At 41.3% G+C, this 18,670-nt stretch carries 21 protein-coding genes and 1 tRNA gene; 16 read left to right on the top strand and 6 right to left on the bottom strand.

Annotated features, from left to right (window positions below; all coding sequences use genetic code 11):
• Positions 1–164: 164 nt before the first annotated feature.
• Positions 165–2,042, bottom strand: coding sequence for an AMP-binding protein (locus LVQ96_08150; protein MCW6171125.1), 1,878 nt, complete (start codon positions 2,040–2,042; stop codon positions 165–167).
• A 249-nt stretch (positions 2,043–2,291) separates the two neighbouring features.
• Here LVQ96_08150 and LVQ96_08145 point away from each other — a divergent pair, with 249 nt between their 5' ends.
• Positions 2,292–2,807: a hypothetical protein gene (locus LVQ96_08145; GenBank protein MCW6171124.1), complete on the top strand. Its 516-nt coding sequence runs from the start codon at positions 2,292–2,294 to the stop codon at positions 2,805–2,807.
• A gap of 28 nt (positions 2,808–2,835) precedes the next feature.
• Here LVQ96_08145 and LVQ96_08140 read toward each other — a convergent pair whose 3' ends face one another.
• Complete coding sequence (locus LVQ96_08140; protein MCW6171123.1) at positions 2,836–4,197, bottom strand: acetyl ornithine aminotransferase family protein; 1,362 nt, start codon at positions 4,195–4,197, stop codon at positions 2,836–2,838.
• Positions 4,198–4,311: 114 nt separating this feature from the next.
• On the opposite strand from LVQ96_08140, the gene LVQ96_08135 reads away from it, so the two are divergent.
• The 6 genes from LVQ96_08135 to LVQ96_08110 all read left to right on the top strand — a co-directional run bounded on the left by LVQ96_08135 (position 4,312) and on the right by LVQ96_08110 (position 7,343).
• A complete protein-coding gene (locus LVQ96_08135) occupies positions 4,312–5,301 on the top strand; it encodes a VIT1/CCC1 family protein (protein MCW6171122.1) in 990 nt (329 codons plus the stop codon).
• Positions 5,302–5,445: 144 nt separating this feature from the next.
• The gene (locus tag LVQ96_08130) at positions 5,446–5,898 is read left to right on the top strand and encodes a 30S ribosomal protein S19e (GenBank protein MCW6171121.1); all 453 of its coding nucleotides are present in this window, start codon (positions 5,446–5,448) and stop codon (positions 5,896–5,898) included.
• A gap of 10 nt (positions 5,899–5,908) precedes the next feature.
• Positions 5,909–6,250 carry a DNA-binding protein gene (locus LVQ96_08125; protein ID MCW6171120.1) on the top strand — a complete coding sequence of 114 codons (342 nt, stop codon included), beginning with the start codon at positions 5,909–5,911 and terminating at the stop codon, positions 6,248–6,250.
• Between the two features lie 2 nt (positions 6,251–6,252).
• Entirely contained in the window at positions 6,253–6,408 is a 156-nt protein-coding gene (locus LVQ96_08120) for a 50S ribosomal protein L39e (GenBank protein MCW6171119.1), read from the top strand.
• A 10-nt stretch (positions 6,409–6,418) separates the two neighbouring features.
• The gene (locus tag LVQ96_08115) at positions 6,419–6,688 is read left to right on the top strand and encodes a 50S ribosomal protein L31e (protein MCW6171118.1); all 270 of its coding nucleotides are present in this window, start codon (positions 6,419–6,421) and stop codon (positions 6,686–6,688) included.
• Positions 6,689–6,692: 4 nt separating this feature from the next.
• Entirely contained in the window at positions 6,693–7,343 is a 651-nt protein-coding gene (locus LVQ96_08110) for a translation initiation factor IF-6 (GenBank protein ID MCW6171117.1), read from the top strand.
• Here LVQ96_08110 and pyrE read toward each other — a convergent pair.
• Entirely contained in the window at positions 7,335–7,856 is a 522-nt protein-coding gene (gene pyrE, locus LVQ96_08105) for an orotate phosphoribosyltransferase (GenBank protein ID MCW6171116.1), read from the bottom strand. The genes LVQ96_08110 and pyrE overlap by 9 nt on opposite strands.
• A 291-nt stretch (positions 7,857–8,147) precedes the next feature.
• Here pyrE and ftsZ point away from each other — a divergent pair, with 291 nt between their 5' ends.
• A complete protein-coding gene (gene ftsZ / locus LVQ96_08100) occupies positions 8,148–9,296 on the top strand; it encodes a cell division protein FtsZ (protein ID MCW6171115.1) in 1,149 nt (382 codons plus the stop codon).
• A gap of 158 nt (positions 9,297–9,454) precedes the next feature.
• The gene (pyrF, locus tag LVQ96_08095; protein ID MCW6171114.1) at positions 9,455–10,102 is read left to right on the top strand and encodes an orotidine-5'-phosphate decarboxylase; all 648 of its coding nucleotides are present in this window, start codon (positions 9,455–9,457) and stop codon (positions 10,100–10,102) included.
• Positions 10,103–10,160: 58 nt separating this feature from the next.
• Here pyrF and LVQ96_08090 read toward each other — a convergent pair whose 3' ends face one another.
• Complete coding sequence (locus LVQ96_08090) at positions 10,161–11,603, bottom strand: cobyric acid synthase (GenBank protein MCW6171113.1); 1,443 nt, start codon at positions 11,601–11,603, stop codon at positions 10,161–10,163.
• 314 nt (positions 11,604–11,917) lie between these two features.
• Between LVQ96_08090 and LVQ96_08085 the strand changes: the two genes are divergently transcribed.
• Positions 11,918–12,805: a phosphoserine phosphatase gene (locus LVQ96_08085; GenBank protein MCW6171112.1), complete on the top strand. Its 888-nt coding sequence runs from the start codon at positions 11,918–11,920 to the stop codon at positions 12,803–12,805.
• A 34-nt stretch (positions 12,806–12,839) separates the two neighbouring features.
• Positions 12,840–13,196 carry a hypothetical protein gene (locus LVQ96_08080; GenBank protein MCW6171111.1) on the top strand — a complete coding sequence of 119 codons (357 nt, stop codon included), beginning with the start codon at positions 12,840–12,842 and terminating at the stop codon, positions 13,194–13,196.
• Here the strand turns inward: LVQ96_08080 and LVQ96_08075 are convergent.
• A complete protein-coding gene (locus LVQ96_08075) occupies positions 13,173–14,258 on the bottom strand; it encodes an NDP-sugar synthase (GenBank protein ID MCW6171110.1) in 1,086 nt (361 codons plus the stop codon). The genes LVQ96_08080 and LVQ96_08075 overlap by 24 nt on opposite strands.
• A gap of 299 nt (positions 14,259–14,557) precedes the next feature.
• Here LVQ96_08075 and LVQ96_08070 point away from each other — a divergent pair.
• The 4 genes from LVQ96_08070 to LVQ96_08055 all read left to right on the top strand — a co-directional run bounded on the left by LVQ96_08070 (position 14,558) and on the right by LVQ96_08055 (position 17,488).
• Positions 14,558–14,629, top strand: a tRNA-Val gene (locus LVQ96_08070).
• Positions 14,630–15,050: 421 nt separating this feature from the next.
• Complete coding sequence (locus LVQ96_08065) at positions 15,051–15,347, top strand: hypothetical protein (protein ID MCW6171109.1); 297 nt, start codon at positions 15,051–15,053, stop codon at positions 15,345–15,347.
• A 128-nt stretch (positions 15,348–15,475) separates the two neighbouring features.
• The gene (locus LVQ96_08060; GenBank protein ID MCW6171108.1) at positions 15,476–15,958 is read left to right on the top strand and encodes a MarR family transcriptional regulator; all 483 of its coding nucleotides are present in this window, start codon (positions 15,476–15,478) and stop codon (positions 15,956–15,958) included.
• Between the two features lie 99 nt (positions 15,959–16,057).
• Entirely contained in the window at positions 16,058–17,488 is a 1,431-nt protein-coding gene (locus tag LVQ96_08055) for an MFS transporter (protein MCW6171107.1), read from the top strand.
• Positions 17,489–17,792: 304 nt separating this feature from the next.
• Here LVQ96_08055 and LVQ96_08050 read toward each other — a convergent pair whose 3' ends face one another.
• A complete protein-coding gene (locus tag LVQ96_08050) occupies positions 17,793–18,167 on the bottom strand; it encodes a helix-turn-helix domain-containing protein (GenBank protein MCW6171106.1) in 375 nt (124 codons plus the stop codon).
• A gap of 51 nt (positions 18,168–18,218) precedes the next feature.
• On the opposite strand from LVQ96_08050, the gene LVQ96_08045 reads away from it, so the two are divergent.
• Positions 18,219–18,620: a hypothetical protein gene (locus tag LVQ96_08045; protein ID MCW6171105.1), complete on the top strand. Its 402-nt coding sequence runs from the start codon at positions 18,219–18,221 to the stop codon at positions 18,618–18,620.
• Positions 18,621–18,670: the final 50 nt, after the last annotated feature.

Genomic DNA, 18,670 nt, shown 5'->3' with positions numbered 1-18,670 from the left:
AGAATGTGCACCTTTGTCCAGTTCATAAGACATAGTTACCATTATACTCCATATACTATAAGCTTTTCGCTCGCTTTCATCCCCTATCTTGCGAAGGGGAAATTCCCGCTCGAATATGTTAAACTCGCGCTGATGGTAACTGGAATTTACTCTCATCGTTTACTTTACGGAAGATATATCACTCCGATCTCCCGGATATAGTCAACTATTGACAGATCGTCAAGATTTGTTGTGTCCTGATAATCCATGCCCATGAAAGCCCTCTTGACAAGCCGTCTCATTATTTTGCCATTTTTTGTTTTCGGGAGGGCAGGAAGCCATATTACGAAACGTGGTAAGAAAGATTTACCCATATCGTTCTCTATTTTCTTTGATATGGCTGAGATAACGCCGTCGTCATTCGTGCCCGTGAAAAAGACACATATCGCTTCTCCTTTTACTTCATCGGGTATACTTATGACTGCAGCCTCGGTAACCCCGTTCACCGTCATGACTATGTCCTCGAGCTCATTTGGCCCAACCCTTTTTCCCGCCACTTTTATGACATCATCTGAACGGCCGTAAAGATAGAAGTAACCATCCCGATCCATGTAAGCCCAGTCTCCCTGAACCCAAACATTCTTGAACATTGACCAGTATGTCTCTATGTACTTCTCATCCTGATGCCATATCCCCCTTGTCATTGATGGGCAATGTGCTTTCGAAACGAGATTTCCGACCGTATCATACACATCCTTGCCGTTTTCATCATAAACCGAAACGTTCATACCGAGACCGCGGTACAGACATTTTGGCTTCAAGGAAATTGCGGGTGTAGAAGCCAGGAAACAGCCAATTATATCCGTTCCTCCAGAAATGTTTGCAATCGGAACTTCTCCACCGCCCAGTTCATTGAATAGATACATCCATGATTCTTCGTCCCAAGGCTCGCCAGTTGAACCAAAAACGCGTACATTTGGTAATCTTCCTGATGTCTTCTTGGCGCGAAGAGCCCTAACAAGAGTGGGGCTGAGTCCGAGAAGGGTCACGTTGTTATTCTTGAGAAGATTCCATAAGCGATGGCTGTCAGGATAGTCCACTGCACCGTCATATTCAAAAATGGAACCCCCATTGACATTTGCTCCTATGATAGACCATGGGCCCATCATCCACCCCAGATCGGATACCCAGAAGAGAGAATCGTTCGGGCCAATGTCCATGTAGTACTTTACTTCCTTCGCTACGTTTACCAGAGTTCCTCCATGAACGTGCACCGTTCCTTTTGGTTTTCCCGTAGTTCCCGAAGTATAAAGCATGATGGCGGGATCTTCACTGTCGGTAGCAACGCTACTAAGGTAATTCCCGTCGCTTATTAACCTATGAAAATCCAAACTGCCATTTAATTTTCCATTCGAAAGGATCAACTCTACATCGGATAATTCTTCCAGCAGGCTCTTTGTGCTGATCTGCTTTCCTTTGCGGTTGTACCTCTCTTGTGAAAAAAGGAATTTTGCCCCCGCATCCTTCATTCTTGACTGTACAGCTTCTATTCCGTAACCGGAGAATACTGGAACAGCGACAGCACCAAGGCGAAGGATAGAGTAAAAGGAGATCACGCCGTCGGAATTGGAGGGCATGTATATGCCTACTCTATCCCCTTTCTTTACCCCCAAATCTCTTAAGCTCCCCGCCAGTTTTCCGGTAACAAGATCGAGTTCCTGAAACGATATGTATCTCTTCTCGCCCTCCTCAGATTCAAACTTTATTGCTGTGGTATCACTTTCCTTAAACTTTTCAACACAATTGTAGGCTATGTTGACTTTACCGCCAACAAACCACTTCGTGTAAGGAATCCCTTTGGAATCGTCCTTGAGTTTTGTAAAAGGCGATTTAAAACTTATTCCTACGTCGTCTATTACAGCTCTCCAGAACCATTCAGGATCATCATCAGCGCGATCATAAAGAGTCCTAAGATCGCTTATACCGTTCTTCCTTGCAAATGCCATTATCTTGGTATTTTGCGGGTCCCTAGGCGTATATACAAAATTAGAGTGTATTTCCATTGTTACCATTTCCTTCTTTTAACCTATGTTTAATGACGAGAGACATTTCGATTTTATTAATCTCGCTGAGATTGCGCTCACTTATAGCTATTTTTCTTTTGATGCCATTATTCGAACGTCATGAATAAGGCGTTGTATGTTAAATTTTTTTCCAACTGCTCAAGATCGCTTCGTAGTTCGTTCCAACCACTTACCTGTTAAGACACTCCGACGGTAAGTATTTTACAGGATCACGGATTATAGTAAGAATTGAACGGCAGCATTTATGAAAGAGAGTTAGCGTCCATCCTCGCTGGTCGGGAAGATCAGATAAAAAGATTTTCCAAGAAGTTAGATGAAGCGGGAAAGCAAATCATAAGTTCACTGATCTCAAAGCCGTTTTATGTCACTCGCTCGGCCGGGTCTCTTGGGGCAGACTTAATAGCCTTAAGATCGGATTTCTCTTTTGTAATTGAAGTGAAATCCTCTATCTCCGATACACTGATGTTTACAGAAGCATCCGGTCAACGCCAAGAACAAGCGGAGAGACTCATGGCCAATTGTGCTAGGGCAGGGCTTTTCGTTATTTACGCCTTCAGGATAAAAAATGCATCTGGAGACCCCTGGAGAATATTTTCCACACCTTCCCAGCCGGTGGGCAGGGTGAGACGGCTCTATGACAGGATTCCAAAAATAGGTATCACCAGAAATGGAAACTTTTTCTTAAAGTGGCAGGACGGTATGCCCTTGATCAAAATAATAGATTATGTAAATCAGGAAGTTTAATATTTAGATAAAAAAATTATTAAATAGTTTAAATGGAAGTTTTTATGGCCTTTTCGAAAGCTTCCATTCCCATGTCTATCTGTGCTTCCGTAACGTTTAGTGCGGGTATGATTCGAATTGAGCTGGATCCCGTGGAAAGCAGGATCAGGCCGTTCTCCAGAGACTTTAGTAATACGCTGTTCCTGAACTTGGCATCTGGTTCTTTCGTTTTCCTATCCTTTACGAAATCTACACCAACCATCAATCCGAGACCTCTGACGTCGCCAATGCTCGTATACTTGTCCATGAGCTCTCTCAGTCTCATTCTGAGGTATTCTCCCTGAACAGTAGCATTCTTTAAGAGATTATTCTCCTGGATATACTTTATTGTCGCAATTGAAGCAACGCTTGCGATCGGATTCCCTCCAAACGTATTAGAGTGCAATCCAGACTCCGGGAAATCCAATTTGTCCTTTACAACAACGGCACCCATGGGTATACCTGATGCTATTGACTTTGCCAGGGAAATTACCTCCGGCTCAACGCCGAAATGCTCTGACGCAAAGAACTTCCCGGTTCGCCCAAATCCTGTCTGAACCTCATCCATTATTACCACAGCGTTGTTTTCATCTGCAAGTTTCCTTAGTTTTTTATGGAAATTTTTTGGAGGAACTATGTATCCTCCCTCACCCTGGATCGGTTCCACGAGAAATCCCGCAAGATTGGCAGGTGGAATGAATGTCTTGATCATGAACTTTTCAATGAAGTCCATAACGCGATCCTCTAGTTCGTCAGGCTCTTCATAACCGTCTATGCCAAACGGGTTCCTGTATGGATCAGGATATGGTGCATGAAACACACCCGGAAGTGCCGGGAAGAACCCTTTCTGTTGTATTGCCTTTGACGAAGTGAAAGAGAGAGAACCTGTGGTCCTTCCATGAAAACCGCCGATAAAACCGATGAATTCCTGTTTCTTCGTATACGTCTTTACAAACTTGATTGCTGCCTCATTTGACTCTGTGCCGCTGTTAGTGAAGAAAACCTTTTTCTGGAATTTTCCAGGAGTCACTGAGCTGATTGCCTTGGCCGCTTCAACCTGCTGAGGATAATAGAAGTCTGTTCCTGCAAAGTGCCAGAACTTGTGCAGTTGTTCCTCCACGCTCTTTAAAACTTCTGGATTTACATGCCCGACGTTTGTGACGCTGATCCCCATGGCAAAATCCAGGTACACATTCCCGTCAACATCTTTTACAAAGGAACCACTTGCCGTGTCACATACGATGGGTAATGACTTTGTTGTGGTTGCAAGAAACTTCTTGTCGTCCTCAATAACCTGCTTTGCCTTCGGACCGGGCGGCGTAACCTTCATATCGATTTTTTCCAGTTTTTCATAATTTGTATTTTCCATCATAATCTACTTATATCAACTAATAATATATATTTTTCTAAATGCAAAACGTATTAGTAATACGAATCTCGTAAAACGATATCTCTAAGTTTATTATTTTGAACATGTTACCGTTACGTGGAAGTTTCCAAGAAGCTTGCAAAAATCAGGACATTCTATAGAGATGAGCTTACAGATATGGAATTTTACAGGAAACTCTCGGAACGCGTTTCCGATGATCGTTTAAGCAAGGAACTTTCCATGCTTGCTTCCGTTGAAGAGAAGCATTCAAAATTCTGGAAAGATTTCCTCGAGCGGAATGGAATTTCAACGGCCCACATAAGGTCTAGAAAACTCAAAATCCGCATGCTTCTGATGTTTCACATTGTTCTCGGCACTGGAATTACCGTCAAATTGATGGAGCATGGTGAAGTTGAAACCGTGGCAAAATACAGATCCTTTGCTGACGTCTCCCAGGACAACAAAAATTTCAAAACTGACATAGAGGGGATAATCGATGACGAAATTGAGCACGAGGATATCTTTAGTTATTCACTAGAAGAAAACGAGAAGCTCGTTTCGAGGAACAGAGACATTGTCTATGGGATGAGCGATGGGCTCGTGGAAGTTCTAGCGGCGCTTGCAGGGTTAACTGCACTAATAACGGACCATTATTACATTGCCCTTGGCGGGCTCGTAGTTGCAATCAGTGGAGCCATCAGCATGAGTGTGGGTGCCTATCTTTCTGCTGACACGGAATCAAAGTACAGAATTTCAATGGTCAAACGCCGCGCAATCCTAAAGAACCAATCCGATGATTTACAGAAAATTAAATCCATTAATAAAGGTTCTACAACGTCTGCAAGAAATGTAGGTGTTTTCTATATAATAGGTGCCGCGATACCGATAATACCTTATATTTTCCTGCTACCTTATTATGCTCTCATTGTTTCCGCTTCTCTGGTCTTTTTTGTCCAAGGTTTTTCTAACGCGATCGTAGCCCTAACCATGAACATGACCGTTTTTAGGGAAGCTATGAAAGCTGCGTTACTTGCTCTGCTGGCAGCTGCTGCATCGTTCACTGTAGCCTATATGTTTCACATCTTCCTCCATATTTCGATCCTTTGATCCAGTTCGGAAGTACAATGAATATGATAAGAAAAACAAACCGTACGCAATTTGAAGTACACTGTAAACAACTTGCGCAAAGGACGGTTTTCGACCATTAAGGTTATAAGGACTCTTTAAATTTACCTCAACTCGTGATAGTAAATGACTGATGCTTTGAAAGTTCCGCCAGATATGCTAATCGAAAGCATAACAGAGATATTCAAGAAAGATGAAAGGATTAAAGTCCCGGATTGGACAAGATACCTGAAGGCAGGTATGCATAAAGAAAAGAAGTGGGATACACCTGATTGGTTTTATAGAAGAATGGCTTCTACACTTCGTAAAATATCTGTCTACGGCCCCATAGGAATCTCAAGGCTCAGCAGTGAGTATGGAGGCCGGGTGGACGCTGGATCGAAACGATATCACCCTGGAAATGGAAGCAGATTCATAATCAGGCATACAATAAAAACGCTGGAAGAACTCGGATACGTTAAGACAGAAAAACGCGGCAGGAGCTTAACGCCTCAAGGGACTTCACTCCTTGAAAAAACTTCAAAAGAACTGATGAAATCCATTTCCGAAAAAACACCTGCCCTTCAAAAATATCTATGAGTGAGGTAAAATGGACGATGAAGATGAACTTGAACAGATAAGAAGAAGAAAACTTCTTGAAATGCAGCGCGGGGTTCAAGATCAGCAGGAGCTGGAAGAACAAAAAAGGGAACAGGAAACAGAAAGGGCGAAAAGACAACAAATACTTAGACAAATATTGACTCCTGAGGCGAGAGAAAGACTTGCCAACGTAAGACTGGTCAAGCCTGAAATGGCAGAAAATGTGGAAAATCAATTAATACAATTGGCAGGGATGGGAAGGATCAGAAATCCTTTGACCGATGAAGATATAAGAGGCATACTTTCAAAATTAACCGGAACACAAAGAGAAACAAAAATAGAAAGGAGATAAGGATGAGTAGGAATAAAGAAACTGGCAGAAAGAACAGACTTATGAACAGGATAAAGGCGAATAGGAGAGTCCCTGGATGGGTAATGATGAAAACCGACAGGAAAGTTACAACGAATCCCAAGCGTAGGAGCTGGAGAAGATCAAATCTCAAACTATAAGTGAGTTAATATGGTAGAAACTGAAGTACAAAATGAAATCATACTCAATGTACCGCTTCGTAAAGCTAAGCTCTCATCGAGAAGTAGAAGAGCTGATTCTGCGGTTAATGTTCTGAAGACTTTTGTCTCAAAAAACACGAAAACCGAAATGTCCAAGATCTGGATTGACACAACGGTGAACAACAGGATATGGGAAAGGGGAAAGACCAAAATACCGTCAAAACTAACCGTCAAAGTTGTTAAGCTCCAGGATGGTACAGCAGAAGTTCTGCTTCCGTAAAATTATGATTAAGAAGATCTCAATTCTCCTGAGCGATTTTATAGGAGTATATGCAAGAGTATGGGAGGATATCGCTTTTCTTCCTATCGGCATTGAGCAGAAGGAAGAAACGGAGATTTCTGCTGGACTAGGAGTGAAAACTTTCAAGGTCCAGATTGACAGTTCAAATCTCGTTGGGACGCTTCTTTCTATGAATTCCAGAGGCGTTATCATAGGTTTCACTGGAACCGATTTTCAACTGCCAGAAGGTGTCGAAAGAGAGATCACTTTTCTAAAAGATAAACTAAATGCCGTTGGGAACAACATAATTACCAATGACAAGGTTGCAATGGTTCATAAGGGATACACAGCCAGTTCGGTAAAAAAGATAGCTGACGCACTGGACGTCGAAGTGATAAAGGGAACCATAGGAGGAATAAAGACTGTTGGGAGTGCTGCTGTACTCACACCAAAGGGTATGCTGGTAACCTCCGAAGCAAATGAGGAGGAAATCTTAGAACTAAGGAGCATATTTAAGGTCCCCGTGGAACCTGGCACTGCGAATTTTGGGAATCCTTATGTTGGGTCGTCTATCATAGCTAACAGCAAGGGCGTGTTTATAGGAAGGGAAACCACACCAATTGAAATTGGAAGGATTGACGACGTTCTATCTTGATCTTAAGTCAGATATTTTTAAAATCGGAATAAGTTCAACCCCACTGGCATGAAGTAGTTCTTTTCCACCCTCTTCTCGGTCGACAACACAATAAACACGCGACACCAAAGCACCGTTCTCCCTGAGATATTTTACACATTCCAGTGAGGAGTTCCCGGTTGTTACGACATCTTCAATCACGTCAATGTGCTCACCTTTGTTTATTATCCCTATATTCAGCCTCCCGGTTCCATGCTTAATTTCTTTACGTTTTATAACATAAGGGAGGTTAAGAGCATATGACACGCCAACCAGAATGGGAACGGCTCCGAGTTCAACGCCAGCGACTTTCTTCTCCACGATCTTATCCTTGAGAATTTCAACAATGAGGCGTAAAATTATTGGTTCCGTGCACGCATCCTTTATGTCGACATAATAATCAGAATGCCTTCCCGATGTTAGAATAAAGTCCCCGAATTTAACGGCCTTTTCTCGCAGAAGTAATGATGCAAGTTCTTTACTTTTGTTATCCAAATTCTCTTTACGGCGATAATTCAAATGCTATTAATTTTTCCTTCAATCCTCGTCCCAGAAATCGAGCCTTTAGTACAGACTTACCGGTGTAATTTTGACCTAAATTTCAATTTAGAAAATGTCAAAAATATAATGTCTTTGTTACGTAAAGCAACATATTGCGATATTTGTCAGACAAATGACGTCTTTTGACAGAAATCCTAATTTACCGCATATTATTAATCTCAGCGACAAAAGGTATATATACTGTTTTGTTAATATTGACAGACACATGGAGGACATGGTGAAATTATGGGAGATATTGTAGACTTGCTCTATAAATCGGCATTCGGAAATACAGAAAATGCGAGTGAAAAGGCGTCTGTTCAACAGACCGAAGAGATCTTACCTGAGGATCAGGAAATAGCCGAAGTGGCTATGAAACTCGGTGTGAGGATCAAGATAATAGGATGCGGAGGTGGTGGGACCAATACGATAAACAGGCTCAGCTCTGAAGGAATTGTGGGTGCCTCGCTTATAGCCGTCAACACTGATGTTGCTCACCTTGCCACAATAAAAGCTCGGCACAAAGTCCTGATCGGAAAAAAGACCACGAGGGGACTTGGTTGCGGTGCAGTTCCGCAGATTGGAGAAGAGTCCGTAATGGAAGATCTCCCAACAATTCAAAAACTAGTTCAGAGAGCAGACATAACGTTTGTTACCTGCGGCCTCGGGGGTGGAACTGGGACTGGTTCTGCACCAATCGTCGCGAAAAGTGCGAGAGACGCCGGATCGTTGGTAATATCTATCGTTACATTGCCATTTACTGCTGAGGGCCGCGTGAGAATGGAAAATGCTGTCAATGGTCTTGAAAGGATCTCAAATTACTCAGACACTGTTGTTGTTATACCAAATGACAGGCTACTAAAACTTGTTCCAACTAAACCAATACAGGAAGCATTCCACTTTGCAGATTCCGTACTTGCAGAGACTATGAAAGGGATAACTGAACTGATCACCAAGACTGGCATAGTAAATCTTGACTATGCAGATATAAAAACCATCATGAAAGACGGCGGCGTTGCAATGGTTGGAGTAGGTATGTCACAGGGAGGGCAAAACAGGGTTCTCAATGCGCTGAACGAAGCAATAGCGTCTCCACTAGTTGAAGCCGATATATCCCAAGCCAAAAACTGCCTTATCAGAGTAGTTGGGGGGCCGAATATGTCCATAGGAGAGGCACATTCTGCAATGGCAGAAATCAAAAATAAAATAGACAAAGACGCGAGAATAATTTGGGGAGCCTCTGCCGAACCTGAGATGGGGGACGCGATAAAAGTTCTTCTGCTCTTGACCGGTGTGAAGTCACCTTACATGATATCTGGCGGAAGGGAAGTTGGAGCGATAAAGAAGATCATAGGAGTAGGAAATGACGAAAGTTCCGTGGAATTCGTCAAATAAATATCTCCAATAATGTCCTCCAAACTTAATTTTTTTATCTTTTAATGATAACTCTGTTAGAAATTTCTAAAACAGAATAATTATCGATATACCTCTGTTCTTTAACTTATTTCATACGACTAGAAAAGTATTATAAAAGGCGCGACATCAAGTCATATATGGATTCCAGGCTTATAGTTGCACTTGATCTGGCGGACAGTAAACAAGTATTGCAAATCGCAAAGAAAATCTCAGAGGATATATTTGCTGTAAAGTTACAATGGATAACCGTAATGGATAAGGGCATTTCTATCGTAACAGAACTTTCCAAAATAACTAATGTTTTATGCGACTTCAAGGTTGCAGATATCCCGTATACGAATTCAAATATAGCCAACAGAGTCGAGAACGCTGGTGCATGGGGTATAATAAGCCATTCCTTCCTTGGCAGAGATTCACTTTCAGCGGTAGTTGAAGCCGCTGGAAATATGAAGGTTTTCTCAGTGGTCGCAATGAGCCATCCTGGATATTCTGAGTTCATGAAGGAACACGTTCATGACCTTGTCAAAACCTCGATCGATTGTGGAGTTTATGGGATGATCGCACCCGGAAACAATTATAAGATGCTAAGGGAAATCAGGGATCTTGCTCCAGAGGTAAAAATAGCAGCGCCAGGGGTTGGAGCCCAGGGTGGATCGGCGGCGGAGGCGATGGAGGCTGGAGCAGATTACATCATTGTTGGAAGGGGGGTATACGGGTCATCGGATCCTGTTGCTTCTACAAAAGCCATTAACCAGGAAATCTGGAATGCCTTAGGAATTGCCTAAGCATCGAGCCCAGATCTTTGAGGCTTAAACATGTTTCGATTCCTTTGTTTCGGGTCATTCAATCTTCATGAATATATTCAAGAATCTCTGTGAGGTCTGCGTTTTGCATGAAGTGTTTTGTGAACATTTTTATGTTTTCCTCAACAAGACCCATGAAATCAAAATTCTGCTTCATGCCTAGAATGTATGATAAGACAACAGGATGCTCAAGTGCTCCATGGATATTTGTCCCGATGATATTCCCGTTAATGCTGATAGAACCCTCGCCTTGTCCCTCGATTAAAAAGGCTGGGGTTTCCTTGGTTGCAACCTGACCGTAATGTATCTCGTAGCCATTCATCTTCTTTTCACTCTTGAAGAATTCATTCTGAGGCCGGTAACTGACATTCCTGACGCTCTTTTTTTCGACGTATATAGTTTTGCAGTTTAGAAGACCCAATCCCCTGATACTTGCATTCTTCAATTCCACACCACCTTTATCAATGATTTCGTTACCAAGCATCTGGTACCCACCACAGATTCCGAGTATTTTTTTGCCCTCGGAACCGGCATCAATTATCTGCTGATCTATGCCTGTTTCCCTCATAAACCTAAGATCGGCTTCAACATTTTTTGATCCGGGCAAAATGATGGCATCACACACCTTTAGATCATTCACGTTCCTTTGGTCAATTATGTTGATTCCAACACCAGAAATATAAAACGGATCAACATCGCTGTAGTTTTCCATGTGTGGATACTTTACTACGCACACTTTTGTCCCGTGTAACTTCGTCTTTGCATAGTCAAGCGAATCCTCTCCGGGCAACGTGAAATCCATATACGGAATCACAGCTATCAATTTTTTCCCCGTCAGGTCCTCAATTTTCCTGATCCCGTCCTTAAGCAGAGACTTGTCTCCACGCATCTTGTTTATAACTATCCATCTTAGCAATTCTGGTCTCTGCATAAGTTTGACTACACCATAAATAGAAGAAAAAGCGCCCCCCCTTTCGATGTCGGATACCAAGATCATTGGCGTGTTATAGATACTAGATACGAAGTCGTTAGCAAGGTCTCTCTCGTAGAGATTTATTTCAGCTGCAGATCCTGCGCCTTCAGCGATAACAACGTCACTCAATTCCAGGAGCTTATCCAAGCTCTGGCGTATAATAGATTTTCCTTGTTCCCTAAGAAATTTTCCGTACTCGGCGTAAGACAACTTACCAAGAGACTTCCCCATGCTAATGATCTGTGATTTCATGCCTCCTTCTGGCTTGATGAGTATAGGATTAATTTCTGGGATAGGCTTGACACGTGAGGCAATAGCCTGTAGCCACTGCGACCGAGATATTTCAAACTCGCCCTGAACGGATATTGAGTTCAGCGACATGTTAACAGATTTGAATGGATATACCCTTATGCCAAGATCGGACAACGCCCTGCAAAGTGCCATTGTTATAGTGCTTTTTCCGGAATCCGATGAAGTCCCGATAACCTGAATAATTTTACGTCCTTTCAACTCCCTTTCGCATTATTACTTTACAAATAATTCTTTTGATTTACTACCGTGCGACACTTATTTCTGTTTCCCTGCTTAGGCATCATTTGATATAAATTAGAACCCTCTCGTTCATCTGGCTATAAATGTCAGAAACACTGATAGTCTGAGTGTAAAATATACAATTTGAGCCAATTTTTCCAACGAAATAATCGCAGCAACCGTAAATTGAAGATTTTACCAGACGTTTTAGAAATTTGACAAAACGAAGATTTTATTGCGAAAGGTATTTATTTGATTCGGCTATGCAGATTTTACTTCTGTGACGGATTAAAATGACAGAACTTCTTGAAGAATTTGATCAAAAACATGCTGCAATTAGGGAACAAGTTGAAGAGCATATTAAAATGAGAGATGAGGCTGCAGCTGAGAGCCATAAGTTTGCCGAGCAGAGAGATATTCTTAATGATAAAGTCCACGAAATGCGAGAAGAGGCAAAGAAGAAAATTGCCGAGAAGAATAATTTAATTGAGCAAGTACAAAAACTAAGAACTGAGAAGGAAGATTTATACAAGATTCTTTCGGACTTGAAACGAGAATATGCTAAGCTCAGGGATGAGATAGACGTTAAGGGTATCGATCGGCAGACATTGAGATTTAAGGAAAAGGAATTGAAGAGGCTTGAAACAAAGCAGCAAACGACCTTGCTAGAAAAGAAAGAGGAACAAAAGGTAGTCTCTGAAATTAGAAAACTCAACAACGAGATAATAAAACTCAAGGAAATGAGAGAGAAAGAGCTGAGCTCAAACAAGTCGACAAAAGAATTAATAGATAAGATTTCTGAAACGAGAAAGTTGGCAGAAGCGAAGAAAAAAGAGATTGACAATATTTCTACAGCAATTACGGCACTTAGCGAGGAAATCAATGAACAGCTCACGAACATTGATGAGACAAGGAAACAGGCTGATGAGCTTCACGAACAATTTATTAAATTCAGTCAAGAGTCAACGAAAGAACATGAAGAATTCATTAAGGCAAAGAATGACCTAAGGGACCTGGAGAAAGTTATTTCTACACTAAGGACGAAGGCTAAGGCTACAAAAAAGAAAGAAAAAGAAGGGGAACTGCAAAAGAAGGCTTCTACCCTGTTTGACCGTTTTAAGAATGGCGAACAGTTAACCACTGAAGACCTTCTCGTTTTACAAAAGGCGGGTTTCCTCTAAACGTATGATTAAAGGCCGCTTCCTAATAATAAATTTGTCACTTTGGCTGTTGTCCATAGGCACAATTTTGTTTTCTGGATTCGGGTTATTTAGGCTCTACATGATGAATCCGGCCATAGCGAGGTATTTTATGGGGATCATCGGCGTAGCCTTGATAGTTTTCGGTATTTTTTTCGTACTTTCATTATACCTTTCTAGCCGTTTCACGACCCCGATGGAGCACCAGCAACCACAGAGCGAAAACAGTATTCCTGAAACGAGATTCAAGACTGTGATATTATTAGGTTTTTTCCCCATTGTTTTGGGCTTTGGCAAGAGGATCATGCTGATTTTCCTGATCTCTGGTCTCTTAATTTTGTTCTTGATGTTAATCCTCTGGCGTTTCTGGTGATAAAGCAAGGTTATAAACTCTCGAGTTTTCTTGCAGGTTCATCCTCGGTGCAAGCACACTGTCATGAATTTCACACATCTTACCTAACGAAGTGCCGTTCATCACCACTGAATTTATAACCTTGGATGAGCCCATGACTTTTACGCCGTCCATTAAGATTGAGTTTTCTATAATTACGTCATCTCCAACCTCTACCCCATCATATATAGCTGATCCGGAAACCCTGCAATTATTTCCCAGAGTGACGCCGTAACCGATATAAGAAGGCCCAACAATTGAGGAGGCACTGAGTTTCCCATATATCGTGTTCATTATCAAATGACCAGATAGATTGGGATTGTTAAATTCCAGACCGTACTTTTCTGTCATTAACTGATTTGCCCTTATCATGTCATTCGGTCTTCCGGTATCCAACCATGTTCCTTCCCCTCTATAACCGTAAATATCGACCCCGCTGCTAAGTAGCTTAGGGAATAAATCCTTAGCGAAATCATATGGTACTCCACGAGGAACGAGATCCATTATCTCCGGTTCAATTATGTATAGGCCTGCATTAACAAGATTGGAGAATGCTTCGCCTGCCTTTGGCTTTTCCTGGAATCTCATAATCTTGTCATCGCGCAATTCAACAATACCAAACTGGCTCGGATCCTCCACTGTTGTGAGCGCGACTGTTACCTTTGCACCATTCTTCTTGTGAAAGTCAAGCATCTTCTTTAACCGGAAATCCATCAGGATGTCCCCGCTTCCGACAAGGAATGTGTCATCCAGAAACCTTGACACCAATTTAACACTGCCCGCTGTACCTGCTGCTTCAAGTTCAACGGAGAACAAGATATTCTGATCCTGATGCTTGGCCTTCATTATGCCATTGATGAGCGAATCATACTTGTAACCGGTGGTTACAATGACGTTACGCACGTCTATATTGTAAAAAGAATCAAGAATGTAATTTATGCACGGTTTACCAGCTATAGGGACAAGTGGTTTTGGAATAGAATAAGTTATCGGTCTGAGGCGTGTCCCTTTGCCTCCAGCCATTACAACAGCTTTTATGCCCATTGATCGCTATTATAATTCTGCTTTTAACTTTTTTTGCTTTCCAGTGAACTATCAACATTGCTGATTTTTCTCTTATCAATAATTTCCAACTCCGAGAAGAACAAAATCCGTGCTGTTGCGAATCAACCACCAAAGCTTAAGATTCACTTTGGAAATTTGAATTCATGTTCTCATAACATAATTCTGATTCTCATCTCCTTCCAATTTCCTGTTATTGGATAGGACTTCATAATCAAGTGTTTGCAGAAATAATCATTATATACGAACCAATGATAAACGGTAGCGTTAAATAATCTATCGGGCTCGTAGTCTAGCGGTATGATGTCTCCCTGACACGGAGGAGGTCACCGGTTCGAATCCGGTCGAGCCCATAAATATAATGATTGAAATATAATTATATTTTTCAAAACTTACAACCTTGCTCTCGTATTGTATTTTCAAGAGAAAATCTATTGATTGGAATCCAAAACAATGTTTATTAAACCTACTATAATATGTATGCTATGGATCAAGAAATCCAGATGGACATTAAAGATGTGAGACTCACCGTTGAATTGCATCCGCAAAATTCAATCAGGGTTATTGGAGTGTTGTTGTTGTCTATTCAAGAGACATAGAAGTTGGAGATAAGAAGCAAAAGACAGGTATAATTGCTGCATTGGTAATCAATGATACCACCAGAAAAGTTGAGGCGTTCAAAGAGAACCCAACATAAGGACGCTTTTTCACATGGGATTGATCATCGATTAGATTGAAATAAAGGGCACAATCAAGAGTGTCAAAGTCTCCGCTTTGATAGATTCTGGAGCTGAAGGGAACTATATCGGTGTTGTATTGCCCAATGGAATCAGGCCAGAACAACTTGGATTTGTATCTTACGGTGAAATTCCCGTTTCAATTCCAGGGTTGTCCATCAGAGAATTGCACGGTTCCCTGACATTCGAGAATCTAAAACTGAACGGGGTTATCGTTTCTGAACCGGAATTCATAATTCTCGAAAATATAGATTTTCCAGCCATAATTGGAGTAGAAATACTTCAAATGATTGGATTGAAATTGGACTTCAGAACTGATACTATGCGGATCTGAATATCCGGTTATTCTTAAAAAAACAAGAAGAAACCAATTTTCAGTTTCGCTTTTCCAGTTCTATATAAAAGTAAGGTTTGTCGTGAATAGAAATATATTTAGGATACCTAACTATTAGGTTACCTAATATGTCAAGAAAGGGGCAGGATAAGTTATTCAACAACAGAGTTGAAAGTTTTGAGGGAGTTTGGACAGATTTTGGAACGCTGATATCAAAATTCACGAAAATTTCCAAGATAAATGCGAGAAAGGCACAACTTACATTACCGCAGGCGTGGGCATTGCAAGTGATATCTATGCGAAAAGAAATCTCCCCCAAAGAGATATCTTCCTATTCAGGGACGACCCTCCCTAGTATCACTGATCTACTAGATGGATTGATTGCATTAAATTATATATATAGGATCAGAAGCGACAAAGACAGGAGGAAAGTTGAGATATCAATCTCAGAAAATGGAAAAGAGAGGCTTCTGAAGTATCAGAAAATGCAACAGTCAATGACAGAGAAACTTGAGAAGTCACTAAATATTGAAGATATGAGTGCATTCTCTAGAATTATTTCAACTATGGTAAAGGTACTGGGCAATCTGGAGAAAACGGATAGTGAATAAGTGTCTCTTGATGAGAATCGAGGTAACGAAATTAATAAAAGAATGCAATCCACAAGTCACCCTTATCTAATAACGGTCGCAATTGTAATGGGGGTGCTAATGGGTGCTCTCGACAATCTTATTGTAACAACCGCAATGCCAGCCATAGTTGGCGCGTTACACCAGCCCAATGGTCTTGCTTTCCTGATTGATGCTTATATTACTTCATCCGCGATCGGGATGGTTATATTTGGGAAACTTTCCGACCACTTCAGTAAGAGAATAATTCTTCTGGCAACATTAGTTATCTTCATCATAGGTTCAATCTTGGCAGGATTGAGTCAGAATCTACCAGAATTGATTGGGTTCAGGGCAGTTCAGGGTCTTGGAAGCGGTGGATTTCTGCCCGTAGGACTCGCAGTGATTGCAGTGGTTCTACCTCCAAGTGCACGGGCTAAACTGACTGGTGCTGTAACCAGCTTCATTGGGATTGCCATTGTGGCTGGCCCTGAAATTGGAGCATTCATCGTTGATACGACAAGCTGGAGATGGGTTTTTTATGTGAATATTCCGTTCGGCATAGTCTCTTTCATTCTTGTATGGTTTTTACTGAGCCCACTAAAACCCAGTTTGCGTGGAAAGTTTGATTATTTGGGTTCCATTCTTCTTGTTTCATGGGTCTCACTTCTGACATTCCCCTTAATAGAAATGGCATATTCCGGATGGTCCCTGAGAGATCCCATGACTATTGCCTTTTTTGTATTCGGCCTGATATTATTGGCCTTCTTCTTGCTAGTGGAAATGCAGGTTGCGGAAGAGCCGGTTATACCTCTCAGAATGTTCAGGCATAAAACGATAGTTTCAGACAGTTTTCTTAGTTTCTTTCGTGGCGGAGTTCTTTTTTCCCTTAGCACATTCATCGCCATATTTGTAACGGAGGTTCTTTTCGGGACATCAAATATGCTCAGAAACGTTCTGTACGGTTTCGTCGTTCCAATGGTGATGGGGTCAATGCTTGGAGGGATTTTATTGCCAAAGCTATCTTACAGGTTTTTTTGCATTGTCGGGACGATTTGCATGGCACTGGGGTTTCTGCCCCTTCTAAAAATGTCGCCGAGTATACAACCCTATATATTTGTGGGCCCATTTCCTGTCTTAGGCTTGGTGGAGGGGCTGATCCCCATAGGCTTTGGCATTGGATTTACGATGGCTGCCACAACTCTTTCGGCGCAGTACTCAGCAGAACCACGTGATATTGGTGCGTCAAGTTCTATTGTACAATTTATGGGCAATATGGGAGGAAGCGTTATCCTCTCTATCCTGACTGCATTTATCTATTCTAGATATAAAGAACTGGACTTGATGAGCCATGTGACTTCTACGAATCCAGGCAAATACGGAATTAATGCCATAGCAATGTCTTCTGCTATACAGGAATCTTTCCTCATTCTGTTCATTCTGTCCTCATTCACTATAATTTCGGCATTCTTCATCTATGGCCGTCTTCCACACATGTCTCGTGAATTTAAAGATAAAACCCAGAAACCGTAGATATAACGGGTGTTTTGCGGTAACTATTGCAATTGGGTTTACACATTCCATCTTGGACTTGATTACACCTATAATAAAGTCTGGTCGAGCCCATTTACAGATATAAATGAGTCTTGCTTTCTTATGAGTAAAAAGAGGATTTGACGATTTAGCTAACAAGCTCACAGTCAACATCAAGTTAATTATTAGTTCCACCATATGCAACACTAAATCTCCGCACCATCCTCAAATTAATTCAACGTTCCAGAACCATGTTTATCTTAGGGAGAAATTGAACTTAGGGCATTTCCCTTACGAAATGATTTTAGTTCCCGTTCTGTACTTTAATAATCCCGTTGGCAAATGAAAGCAATTCTGACAAATCGGCCTTAATCCTGTATTTGACTGATAATTGACCCTTTTTGTTCAGCGAAGGCTCTTTTTCTATTATTCCTGCAACAACCAGGATGTTCAAATGTTTTTCGATTGACGAACGATGCCTGTTGAGTTTTTCTGCAATCTCTCCAGGATTTGCAAATCCATTGGAAATTGAGTCCAGAATTTTAAGTCTTACAGAAGATGCAAGAGCTGAAAATAATTTCTCCTCACTGGTGTAATCTCTCATGCAGTTTACCTTTTCTTTCTCATGCCTTATAGCGATTTCGGTTATAATTATTACCGAAAGGTGAAAAATTCTCACAAAATAGCTGGAAAATGTGATATATAAAAATCCAATCCAAAGATGATATTCATGAAATACGAACTTAGTTCTAACCTAAATCTAATGTGCCTCAAATCTCTCAAAGGTCCTCTAACTGCTGAACAGACGTTTGATCTGCTGGAGAATAATCTCTCCACACTAAAGAAGAAAAAGTTCTATGGGTTATCGAAACTGGAAAATAACAAACTAACTTATTTAGCGTGTGTTAAAATTGAAGATGGCGATAATATAAACGCCCCCGGACTCCAGGAAGTAGATTTACCAAAAGGAAAATATGTCAGAGAAAGAATTGCAGACTGGAAGAAAAACCTGGGTCAGATACCGTTAATCATCGATAAAGTATCTGCTGATAATTTAGTTGATCCTGAAAGGTACATTATTGAATTCTATAGGAGCGAGAAAGAACTTTTTCTGTTGATACCAATCGAATGACTTGCTTCTACCCTCCTTCATAAATTAAAAACCGAGTTTTGCACAAATAT

This window comes from Thermoplasmatales archaeon (assembly GCA_026127925.1).
Classification (GTDB): Archaea; Thermoplasmatota; Thermoplasmata; order Thermoplasmatales; family Thermoplasmataceae; genus JAKAYB01.
This window is presented reverse-complemented; position numbering and strand designations above follow the sequence as displayed.

What these genes read in the sequence shown, in the direction of transcription:
- LVQ96_08075 (MCW6171110.1), bottom strand. Translation starts at nt 14,258, where the DNA reads ATGGGCATAAAAGCTGTTGTAATGGCTGGAGGCAAAGGGACACGCCTC.
- LVQ96_08150 (MCW6171125.1), bottom strand. Translation starts at nt 2,042, where the DNA reads ATGGAAATACACTCTAATTTTGTATATACGCCTAGGGACCCGCAAAAT.
- LVQ96_08120 (MCW6171119.1), top strand. Translation starts at nt 6,253, where the DNA reads ATGAGTAGGAATAAAGAAACTGGCAGAAAGAACAGACTTATGAACAGG.
- LVQ96_08130 (MCW6171121.1), top strand. Translation starts at nt 5,446, where the DNA reads ATGACTGATGCTTTGAAAGTTCCGCCAGATATGCTAATCGAAAGCATA.
- LVQ96_08115 (MCW6171118.1), top strand. Translation starts at nt 6,419, where the DNA reads ATGGTAGAAACTGAAGTACAAAATGAAATCATACTCAATGTACCGCTT.
- LVQ96_08055 (MCW6171107.1), top strand. Translation starts at nt 16,058, where the DNA reads ATGGGTGCTCTCGACAATCTTATTGTAACAACCGCAATGCCAGCCATA.
- LVQ96_08140 (MCW6171123.1), bottom strand. Translation starts at nt 4,197, where the DNA reads ATGATGGAAAATACAAATTATGAAAAACTGGAAAAAATCGATATGAAG.
- LVQ96_08110 (MCW6171117.1), top strand. Translation starts at nt 6,693, where the DNA reads ATGATTAAGAAGATCTCAATTCTCCTGAGCGATTTTATAGGAGTATAT.
- LVQ96_08045 (MCW6171105.1), top strand. Translation starts at nt 18,219, where the DNA reads ATGAAATACGAACTTAGTTCTAACCTAAATCTAATGTGCCTCAAATCT.
- LVQ96_08125 (MCW6171120.1), top strand. Translation starts at nt 5,909, where the DNA reads ATGGACGATGAAGATGAACTTGAACAGATAAGAAGAAGAAAACTTCTT.
- pyrF (MCW6171114.1), top strand. Translation starts at nt 9,455, where the DNA reads ATGGATTCCAGGCTTATAGTTGCACTTGATCTGGCGGACAGTAAACAA.
- LVQ96_08085 (MCW6171112.1), top strand. Translation starts at nt 11,918, where the DNA reads ATGACAGAACTTCTTGAAGAATTTGATCAAAAACATGCTGCAATTAGG.
- LVQ96_08060 (MCW6171108.1), top strand. Translation starts at nt 15,476, where the DNA reads ATGTCAAGAAAGGGGCAGGATAAGTTATTCAACAACAGAGTTGAAAGT.
- ftsZ (MCW6171115.1), top strand. Translation starts at nt 8,148, where the DNA reads ATGGGAGATATTGTAGACTTGCTCTATAAATCGGCATTCGGAAATACA.